General features: G+C 72.1%; 9 protein-coding genes, 1 tRNA gene and 1 pseudogene. 2 read left to right on the top strand and 9 right to left on the bottom strand.

The window, feature by feature from the left end:
- Window positions 1-98: 98 nt before the first annotated feature.
- Window positions 99-183, top strand: a tRNA-Leu gene (locus QH283_RS04310).
- A 107-nt stretch (window positions 184-290) separates the two neighbouring features.
- Window positions 291-749: a hypothetical protein gene (locus tag QH283_RS04305; RefSeq protein ID WP_280501718.1), complete on the top strand. Its 459-nt coding sequence runs from the start codon at window positions 291-293 to the stop codon at window positions 747-749.
- 106 nt (window positions 750-855) lie between these two features.
- On the opposite strand, the gene QH283_RS04300 is transcribed toward QH283_RS04305, so the two are convergent.
- The 9 genes and pseudogenes from QH283_RS04300 to QH283_RS04260 form a co-directional block, all read right to left on the bottom strand.
- Window positions 856-1,371: a PaaI family thioesterase gene (locus QH283_RS04300; protein WP_280501717.1), complete on the bottom strand. Its 516-nt coding sequence runs from the start codon at window positions 1,369-1,371 to the stop codon at window positions 856-858.
- The gene (locus tag QH283_RS04295) at window positions 1,368-2,870 is read right to left on the bottom strand and encodes a polyketide synthase (protein ID WP_280501716.1); all 1,503 of its coding nucleotides are present in this window, start codon (window positions 2,868-2,870) and stop codon (window positions 1,368-1,370) included. Before QH283_RS04295 ends, QH283_RS04300 begins: the two co-directional genes overlap by 4 nt.
- Window positions 2,867-3,043, bottom strand: a complete 177-nt coding sequence (locus QH283_RS04290; RefSeq protein ID WP_280501715.1) for an acyl carrier protein — start codon at window positions 3,041-3,043, stop codon at window positions 2,867-2,869. Before QH283_RS04290 ends, QH283_RS04295 begins: the two co-directional genes overlap by 4 nt.
- Window positions 3,040-5,223 (bottom strand): acyltransferase domain-containing protein, encoded by a 2,184-nt coding sequence (locus tag QH283_RS04285; RefSeq protein ID WP_280501714.1) that lies wholly within the window; start codon window positions 5,221-5,223, stop codon window positions 3,040-3,042. Before QH283_RS04285 ends, QH283_RS04290 begins: the two co-directional genes overlap by 4 nt.
- Window positions 5,224-5,402: 179 nt before the next feature.
- Window positions 5,403-6,602, bottom strand: a pseudogene (locus QH283_RS04280) (polyketide synthase); the annotation flags it as partial.
- Window positions 6,599-7,453 (bottom strand): class I SAM-dependent methyltransferase, encoded by an 855-nt coding sequence (locus tag QH283_RS04275; RefSeq protein WP_280501713.1) that lies wholly within the window; start codon window positions 7,451-7,453, stop codon window positions 6,599-6,601. The gene QH283_RS04275 and the pseudogene QH283_RS04280, both read right to left, overlap by 4 nt.
- Window positions 7,450-8,970 carry a flavin-containing monooxygenase gene (locus QH283_RS04270; RefSeq protein ID WP_280501712.1) on the bottom strand — a complete coding sequence of 507 codons (1,521 nt, stop codon included), beginning with the start codon at window positions 8,968-8,970 and terminating at the stop codon, window positions 7,450-7,452. The genes QH283_RS04275 and QH283_RS04270 overlap by 4 nt, the downstream gene beginning before the upstream one ends.
- Window positions 8,967-9,542: a hypothetical protein gene (locus QH283_RS04265; RefSeq protein ID WP_280501711.1), complete on the bottom strand. Its 576-nt coding sequence runs from the start codon at window positions 9,540-9,542 to the stop codon at window positions 8,967-8,969. The genes QH283_RS04270 and QH283_RS04265 overlap by 4 nt, the downstream gene beginning before the upstream one ends.
- Window positions 9,539-9,747 (bottom strand): hypothetical protein (locus QH283_RS04260; protein WP_280501710.1); only part of this gene is annotated, 209 nt, incomplete at its 5' end. The genes QH283_RS04260 and QH283_RS04265, both read right to left, overlap by 4 nt.

The following is a 9,747-nucleotide window of genomic DNA, read 5'->3' as shown; positions in this document are numbered from 1 at the left end:
GCCGCCGCGTGAGCTGCCCAAACGCGGCGAGGCGGCCTCCCGGCCGAGGGCGATTTGGTCCCTGACGCCGCATACGATAACCTTTCTGAGCATCACCGGTCCGGGTGGCGGAATGGCAGACGCGCTAGCTTGAGGTGCTAGTGCCCGTATTAGGGCGTGGGGGTTCAAGTCCCCCTCCGGACACAAGAACTGTGCAGAACCGCCCCGATTACGGTGTCCGGGCACTGGCCTGACACCCACTTTTCCGGTCGTCGCGACCTGCGGTTTCACCCCTCTGAGGGATGAAAATCGTGATTGACGACACACTCCCTCTCGCTCAGGCACAACTCATCGCCGAGATGTTCGCCAGGTCGGCGAGCCTGGCCGCAGCCCATCGTGGCCTCCCTCTGGCGAATGTCGAGCAACCGGCTCGGCGGACGTCCCCGCACAGCATCCGCATCGTCGACGGCAACGGCCGTATCGGTGACCGCTCGGCACTGACGGCATCGGGTCGGGAGCCCGGTGATCTGCTGTCCTGGCGGGTCGTGGGCGGGTTGGTGGTGATCAATCGCCGCAACTTCGGCAAGCAAGGGGTGTGGAAGAGCGGGTACCTGTCGCTGCCGGCTCGCGCGCGTGAGGCGGTCGGCATCGGCATTGGGGACCGGGTGCTGCTGGCCACCGACCTCGGGCTCGGACTGCTGGTGATTTATCCGGCGCAGGTGCTCGATGAGATCCTGGCTCGCCGCTTCACCGAAGAGGGCGGCCGGTGAACGCACGCACCGACGCCGATGTCATCGCGGTGCGCTGGAATCGGCCTGCTTGTGCTGCACCCGGCGGGCGAGGAAGGCAGGCATCTCCGATCGGCGCGGTGTTCCGCTATCCGATCTTCCTGACGTGCAGGTCCTGGGTGCAGCGGGCGACGAGTTCGCCGTCGGCGGCGCGGATCTCGGTGGTGTGGGTGGTGACGGAGCGGCCGGTCGCGTCGGCTTCGGCGCGGATGGTGGTGGCCGTGGTGGCGGGCAGGTGCATGGCGGCCTCGAGGCGGCCGTGGCCGGGGCGGACGAATTCTATTGCCGCGCGGGCATTCCAGATGCGGTAGCCGGGACCGAGCCGGCCCGCTGCCATGACGGCGTAGAAGGGGTCGGTCATGGCGAAGAGGGTGCCGCCGAAGGCGGTGCCGTTGACGTTGCGGTTCCAGGGGCGGACGTGGTGGGTGACGTGGACAGCGGTCCAGTCGGGAGCGACCGCGCGCACTCTGATGCCGCTGAACAGCAGGGGCGGGTAGCAGTTCATCAGGAGGCGGAAGGCGGTCGGGCCGGTGAGGGCGGTGCTGCGCAGGGATCGGAGATGGCGCAGGGATCGGGGGCGGTGTTCGGTGTGAGTGCCGGTCATGAGGGGACGCCCGGCGCGGTCGGGGTGAGAGCCGGGCGGGGGGACGGTTCGGGTGGCGGGCCGAGGAAGGACGGGGTGCAGGGGATGCGATGCCAGTCGGGGGGTGCGGCCTGCTCCTCGAACGCGGTGCCCGCGGTGGCGCCGGGGGGCGGCGGGCCGACCACCACATGGGCGTTGGTGCCGATGATGCCGAAGGCGCTGACACCGGCGAGTGCGCCGGTGGTGTCGGTGGACCAGGTGGCGGCGCTGGCGGACAGACGGATGTCGGCGTCGTCGAGGTCGATGCGAGGGTTGCGGGTCTCGTAGTGGACCAGGGGCGGGATCTCACGGTGGTGGACGCAGAGCAGGGCCTTGATCAGGCCGGTGACGCCCGCGGCGGCCTCGAGATGGCCGTAGTTGGTCTTCAGGGTGCCCACGTGCAGGGGACGGCCGCCGTTGCGGGTGCCGAGGGCGGCGACGACGGCGCTCATCTCGATGGGGGCGCCGCGGGGGGTGCCGGTGCCGTGGGCTTCGATCAGGCCGATGTCGGCGGGGCCGCGGCCCGCGTCGGCGAGCGCGGCCTCGATGACCCGGCGTTGGGCGGCGGCGTTGGGGGCGGCTAAGCCGGAGGAGCGGCCGTCCTGGTTGACGGCGCTGCCGTGGATGACGCCGAGGACGCGGTTGCCGTCGCGTTCGGCGTCGGCGAGCCGTTTGAGGACGACGACGGCGCAGCCTTCGCCGCGGACGTAGCCGTCGGCGCGGGCGTCGAAGGTCTTGCACGCGCCGTCGGGGGACAGGGTGCCGGTCTGGTCGATCATGCGGGTGGAGGTGGGGGAGAGGATGAGGTTGACACCGCCCGCCACGGCCACCGCGCATTCGCCGCGGCGCAGGGACTGCACCGCCTGGTGCACGGCGACCAGCGAGGACGAGCAGGCGGTGTCGACGGCGACGGCGGGGCCGGTGAAGCCGAAGGTGTAGGCGAGCCTGCCCGCGGCGAAGCTGTGGCCGGTGCCGAGGGCGGTGAAGGCGTCGATCCGGCGGGCGAACCAGTCGGCGTAGTCGGGTCTGCCGGTGAGGCCGACGAAGGCGCCGACCGGCGCGCTGTCCGCGACCGCCGGGTCGAGGCCTGCGTGTGCCCAGGCTCGGTGGGTGGTTTCCAGCAGCAGCCGGTGCTGGGGGTCCATCGCCTGGGCGGCGCGCGGGCTGAGCTTGAAGAAGTCGGGGTCGAAGTGCAGGGCGTCGTCGAGGAAGCTGCCGGTGGCGGGCAGTTGCGACCACTCGTCCTCGAAGGGCCAGCGGCGGTGCGGGGGCATCGGCCCGACGGTGGTGCGGCCCTCGCGCAGGACGGACCAGAAGTCGGCGAGGGTGTGGGTGTCCGCGGCGCGCAGGGCGGCCCCGACGACCGCGACCGGACCGGTGGCGTTCTGTTCGGCGAGTTGTTCACGCAGACGGGCGATGGTCGCGGCGGCCCGTCGCAGTGCCGATTCGGGGGCCGCTGGCGGGGTGTGCGGGTCGGTCAACGTGTTTCCTGGGGGACGGCGGTGCGGAGTTCGGTGGCCGGGCGCGCCGGTGCGGACAGTCGTTCGCCGATGGCGCCGGACAGGGCTTCGGTGGTCCCGTAGGTCCACAGGACGGTCGGTGAGAGCGGCACCGCGAAGGCGTGTTCGAGTCTGTTGCGCATCTCGAGGCTCATGAGCGAATCCATGCCCAGCGCGGGTGTGCGGCGGGGTGCCCGGTGAGCAGGAACGAGCGCGGCGTGCGGCGCTCGGGGCGCGGCTGCGGCTCGTAGGCCAGGTGGAACATCCGCCCGGGCGCACGGTCCGGGCGGGCGGCGGCCTCGACGGGGTGCAGCGACAGTGCGCCGATCGAGGCCAGGGGACGGTGCCGGGTGTCGAACAGGTCGATGTCGATACCTGCCTGGCCGCGGCGCGCGGCCGCCCAGACGACGTCGTTGTGGTGGTCGCCGGTGCTGTGCGGCCGCAGTTCCCCGACGGCGACGGGCAGATGGGTGCGAGTGTCCGCGCCGAGGAGGGCGAGTGCGGTCTGCAGGGCGCCGTCCAGCAGGGCGGGATGCCACTCGCCGGGGCGGGTCAGGGCCCGGCACCGACGGCCGAGCACCACTTTCGCGAGGACCGTGCGGGATTCGGCCTCGCCGTGCACGCGCAGTTCCTCGACGACCCGGAAGTGGGGACCGTAGTGGAGTCCGCGCCGGGCGCAGTCGCGGTAGAAGTCCTCGATCGCGACGGACGTCCCGTCCAACAGGTGGGCGGGGAACTCGGGGTGGTTCCGCGATGCGGTGGGCAGCGGCTCGACACGTCCCCTGGCGTGGACGGTCCATCGGTCGGTCCCCGGCGCCGTCGAGGCGAATTCGAAGCACAGGGCGTTGTCGAGGTCCTCGCGCAGGGTCACGGCCACCGGCCCAGGGGGATCGGACAGGACCAGTGGCTCGAGGAAGCGCAGCTCACGCAGGACCGCGGCCGGGGCACGATATCGGGTTCGTGCCGCGGCCAGCGCGGAGGTGGTCATCAGGGCGGCGGGGGCCAGGACGGTGCCGGCGACCCGATGGTCGTTCAGCCAGCTCATGGCCTCGGCAAGTCCGTCGAGACGGCCGGTCCACGTGCCCGGGTCCGAGGGGCTCGGCTCCAGCGCGACCCGCAGTCCGCTGGAATCCGGGCGCGGGCGCACACGCGGGGCGGGCAGGGGATGGCAGTCGCGCTGGAACGGATACGGCGGCGTCGCCACGCGGGGCGCGGCGGTGAGGTCGGCGAAGGGCGCGAGACCGGAGATGAACGCGCGGGCCCTGGCCCGCTCGAATTCGAGACGCGGATCGGTGTCCCGGTGGATCGAGGCCAGCACGGCGGGTGGGTCGGCGCGGTCGACGGCCAGCTGTTCCATGGCCGGGGCGAGCACGGGGTGCGGGCCGATCTCGACGATATGGGTGACGCCGCTGTCGTACAGCGACGAGACGGCGTCGGCGAATCGCACCGGCTCGCAAAGGTTGTCGAGCCAGTAGCCGGTGGTCAGCTCGGCGGGGGCGATGGTGCGCGCGTGGACGGTGGACATCATCTCGATGGCCTCGGTGCGCGGGGCACGGTGTTCGGTGCGCGGCGCGCCGCCGTCGAGTTCGCGGCGCAGGTGCGGGCGCAGCGCGGCCATGTGCGGGCTGTGGGAGGCGTAGTCGACCGCGACCATCCGGCAGTAGACGCCGTCGGCGGTGAGGATTTCCCGGAGCGCCTCGATGGCGACGGTGGCGGCGGCGATCTCGCCCTGGCTGTGGCCGATCACGACATCGGGTACGACGCCGACGCGGCGCCACATCGCGGCGATCGCGCAGGCCTGCGCCCACAGCACCGGCTGGAGCAGATCGACCGGCTCCAGCCAGTCCGGGCCCGCGGCGCCGGTCAGTGCGGCGCGCACCTGCCCGTCGACATGCGGGGCGAGGGCGTCGGCGCACCGGTCGATCGCCTCGGTGAACGCGGCGTCGGTGCCGTACAGCGCGGCCGCCAGGCCGTGCCATTGGCCCCCCTGGCCGGGGAAGGCGAAGGCGATGCGGCCGGGGCGGCGGGCGCGGTCGGTACAGACCGAGGGGGTCGGCTCCGACGAGCTGTCGGCGTAGTCGCGCAGGGCCGCGACCTGTTCCTCGATCCCCGCGCCGACGACGGCGAGACGGACCGGGTGCCCGGTGGAACGGTGTGCCAGGGCGGTAACGAGCGCCGCCGCGTCCGCCGGCTCGGCCGTGAGGCGCTCGGCGACATCACGGCAGCGTTGCCGCAGCGCCGTCTCGGTGTGCGCGGACAGGGCGAGCACGGCGGGGTGCCGCGGCCGCGGCGCCGGCGCCGGGTGGGCGGGCTCGTCGGCGGAGCGGGTGACCACGTGCGCGTTGGTGGCGCCCCCGCCGAAGGAGTTGTGGCCGCCCCGGGCCCGCCGCGCCGGGGGGGGGGCCGGGGCCGCGCCGCCGGCGCCGGTTCGGCGGGCTCGTCGGCGGAGCGGATGACCACGTGCGCGTTGGTGCCGCCCCAGCCGAAGGAGTTGACGCCGACCGTGCACGGCCGCTCGGCGGGCAGTTCGACGGGCTCACGCACGACCGTCAGATTGTGGTCGGCGAAGGGGATGTCGGGGTTCGGGTCGTCGGCGTGCAGGGTGGGCGGGATGCGGCGGTGCTGCACACACAGCACCGCCTTGACCAGTCCGGCGATGCCCGCGGCCGCCTCCAGGTGGCCGATATTGGTCTTGATCGAGCCGATCGGCAGGGGACCGCGCTCGGGGGACCTGGCCGATCCGAGGATCGCGCCGAGCGCCCCGGCTTCGACGGGGTCACCGCGCCGGGTGCCGGTGCCGTGCGCCTCCACATAGTCGACGGCGCCTGGGTCGATTCCGCACGATCGGTAGGCCCGGTGCAGCAGATCGCGCTGCCCGTCCCGGCTCGGTGTCACCAGGCTGTCGCCGCCGCCGTCGTTGTTGACCATCGTGCCGAGCACGACCGCCCGTACCCGATCACCGTTGGCCCGCGCGGCGGGCAGCGCCTTCAGATACACCGCGGCAACGCCCTCACCGCGGACGAATCCGTCGGCGTCCGCACCGAAGGCCGCGCACCGGCCGTTCTCGGACAGCCCGCCGAAATGGGTCAGCCCGATCGAGACATCCGGCGCGAGCAGCAGATTCACCCCGCCGACCACGGCGGCCTCGATATCTCCCGTCCTGATGGCGCGCACCGCCAGGTCGAGGGCCACCAGCGCCGAGGAGCACCCGGTCTCCACCGTCATGCTCGGACCGGTCAGGCCGAGGGTGTAGGACACCCTGGCGGCGATCACGTCGAGCGCGGAACCGACCAGGCTGTGCGGTGTGGGTGGCGCGCCGCGTTCCTTGCGGACGATCTCGAAGTCGTGCCAGGAGGCGCCCATGTAGACGCCGATCCGGCGGCCCCGCAGCGTGGTCGGCTCGGCGCCGCCGTCTTCGAGTGTGCGCCAGACGGTTTCGAGGACGACGCGCTGCTGGGGGTCGATGTCGGCCGCTTCGCGCGGGGAGATGCCGAACAGCGCGGCGTCGAAACGGTCGATCTCGGGCAGGAAGCCGCCGACGGCCTGGACGCGCCGGGTGTCGTCCAGCGGCGCGGCGGCGTCCCAGCGGTCCTCGGGCACGGGGGTGATCGCGTCGCCGCGCGCGAGCAGCAGCTCCCACAGCCGGTCGATGTCCGCGGCGCCGGGGAAGCGCCCCGCCATTCCGACGATCGCGATCGGCGGCGCTTCGCTCATGCCCACGGGTTCCAGTGCCGATTGCCCAGCCGCACCGCGCCGCACCAGGCGAGCGAGTCGTCGGCGCGGCCGAGCAGTCCGCGTTCGGGAACCCAGCGCCAGGGCAGGAACGGTGCGGGCGCCCGCTTCCAGCGCGCGGCGGCGCGGAAGGTCGAGCGTGTGCGTTCGAGTTCCCAGCCGTCGAAGAAGGTCAGCCTGGCGGCGAACTGCCAGCGCGCCGAACCGAGTTGCGCGCCCATGGTGCGGTTGACGAAGTGCAGGATCAGCGGTGACCAGTGGTCGATCGCCCACCACCGCACACCTGGATGCTTCAGCGCTTCGGCGAGGGCGCGGACACGCTCGGCGGGCAGGTAGGGCAGCAAGCCCTCGGTGAGCACCAGCGCCGAACGCGCGCCCTCGGTCGCCTCGTCGAGGAAACCGGTGCAGGCGGCGGTGTCAATGACATCGAGGGTGTGGGTGTGCCAGCGGCAGCGGGGGGTGTGCTCGGCGAGCCGTTCGGTCTTGTAGGCGACCATCGGCGCCAGGTCGGCCTCGTGCCAGCTCAGCTCGGCGGGCAGGTCCAGCCGGAACGGGCGGGTGTCGAGGCCGGCGCCGAGATTGATCACCCGGTCGCAGCCGTGGGCGAGCGCCTCGAGCACCAGCTCGTCGAGCAGTTTGGTGCGCACCACCGTCGGCCAATGGTTGCGCACACCCGGCGGCAGGATGTTCGTCATCGTCTCGCCCGCTTCCCCGGCAAGGACGGCCGCGTAGGGGTCGGTGAACAGCGCGTCCGGGCGCGCGGACTCCTCGGCCCGGTAGACGGCCACCCAGCGGGCGGTGTCGGAGACGTTGCGGATCGACGGTGTGCTCATCTCGCCTCCCTGGCGGCCTCGGTGGTGTCCTCGTGCAGGGCCGTGAATTCGTAGTGGTCGAAACGTGTGTGCCGCACCCGCTCACGCGCCTCGCGGCTGCTGGTCGGCCGGAACAGGGGTGTGTCGCCGCGCTCGTCGAAGTACCAGGTGTGCACGTGTTCGCAGTCGGAGTGGAAGAACACCGAGGACCGCTGGCGTTCGATCATCTCCGCGACGTAGGCCTCGTAGGGTTCGCGTCTGACCGCCACACAGGTGGCCTTGCGGCGGCGGGCCTCGAGGATGCAGTTCAGGGCGTGCTCGACCGAGTCCTCGATGCTGCCGAAGAAGGTGCCGGTCTGGGCGTAGAGACCGAGGACGGTGAAGATGTTCGGATAGTCGGGCAGGGTCACGCCCTCGTAGTGACCCTTCGGATGGGTGTCGAGGAAGGTGGTCAGATCCGTGCCGCCGACACCGGTGACCGGGAACTTGGGTTGGTTCGAGCGTTCGAGCACCTCGAAACCGGTTGCCAGGACCAGGGAGTCGATCTCGTGCAGTCTGCCGTCGGCGGTGCGGACGCCGCGCGCGGTGACGGCGGTGATGTCCTCGGCGACGACGTCGACATGGTCGCGTCCGAGCGCCCGGTAGTAGCGGTTCGACAGGGTGAGGAACTTGCAGCCGAAGCCGTAGTTCGGGGTTAGCTGTCGCCGCAGCGCGCGATCGGGGATCTGCACGCGCATGGTCAGGGTGGACAGCTTCTGCTGGGCCGTCTTGAACGCGGGGTACTCGAACCGGAACACGCCGGTGTAGATCAGTTCCAGCCAGGCGAGGACCGCCAGGCGCAGCGGTGTGAGCAGCCAGGGCGCGGCGGCGAAGATCCTGCGCACGAACCGGGGTATCGGCAGGTCGGGCTTGGGGATCACCCAGATCGGGGTGCGCTGGAAGACCACGACCCGCTCGGCCTCGGCGGCCAGTTCCGGGATGATCTGCACCGCGGAGGAGCCGGTGCCGATCACGCCGATCCGTCGGCCCTCGGGGGTGAAGCTGTGATCCCAGCGTGCGCTGTGGATGACCGGGCCGGGGAAGGTGTCCAGTCCGTCGATGGCCGGGATCTTCGGGGCGCCGAGGCCGCCGTAGGCGACGACGACGTAGCGGGCGAGCAGGGGACCGGCCGGGGTGTCGATGCGCCAGCGGTGGGTGTGTTCGTCGAACGCGGCGGCGGTCACCTCGGTCTTGAGCCGCAGATGCGGCCGGACACCGTAGGTGTCGACGCAGTGTTCGGCGTAGGCCTTCATCTCGTGGCCCTTGGCGTACACGTGCTCCCAGTGCGGGTTGGGTTCGAACGAGTAGCTGTAACCCCAGGTCGGCACGTCGACACCCACGTCGGGATAGGTGTTGTCGTGCCATACCCCGCCCACGCCGTCGGATCTGTCCAGGACGACAAAGTCCTCGATGCCCGCCTGCCGCAGCTTGATCGCCGCGCAGATGCCGGAGAAGCCCGCGCCGATGATCACGACCTCGAAGGTCTGTGGCTCCGTCATGCTCCGGTCCTCCGTCCCGGCAGCAGCCGCCTGAGCCCCCTCGGCCGCTCGGCCGAACGCGGCACGCCCGGCGCGGGTGCGCCGCCGGTGAGCGCCGCGGTGAACTGCGCGGCGAACAGGTCGGCGGTGTCGTAGTCCTCGCGGGCCATCAGCTCGTTGACCACGCCGCCGAGCAGTTCCGGCGGCGTGATGTCCAGCAGGGTGGTGATGATCGCCGGATCCAGATAGGGCGCGAGGTCGGCGAGCAGTTCGGGAGGCAACCGGCCGATCAGGGCGGCCGCCCGTTCGGTGCGGCCGGTGAGCACGCCGCCGCTGATGGCCCGGCCGAGCATGCGTGGCGGCAGCACCCGTGTGGCGAAGGGCGCCGCCAGGCGCATCGGGGCCAACCTGCCCATGCGGATGATCCGGCGGTAGGCCCGCGGGTAGCGGCGGTGCAGGTCACGGGCGGTGTGCTCGCGCAGCACCGCCAGTTCCCGCGCGCCGAGCGGGGCGAGGAATTCGACGCGGTCCACGTCCACGTGGAGCAGTTCGGCCAGCCTGCGCAGCTGACGTTCGGTGGCGGGATCGGTCATCGCCGCCTCCGTGGCAGGGTCGCGGTCGCGAGCAGCCGAAGGCCGCGCGGCAGATGCGGCAGGCGTTCGCGCAGTTCGGCTTCGGCGGCGGCGCGGGCCCCGTAGGCCCCGCCCGCGGGCACGGGGATGAACACGGCCAGCCGCGGCGGGTGCAACAGCCGCACGGCGGGCGGGTGGGCGCCGCGTCTGCGCGCCAAAGGTGTTC

This window comes from Nocardia farcinica (assembly GCF_029867845.1).
In the GTDB taxonomy this organism is placed as follows: Bacteria; Actinomycetota; Actinomycetes; order Mycobacteriales; family Mycobacteriaceae; genus Nocardia; species Nocardia farcinica_A.
This window is presented reverse-complemented; position numbering and strand designations above follow the sequence as displayed.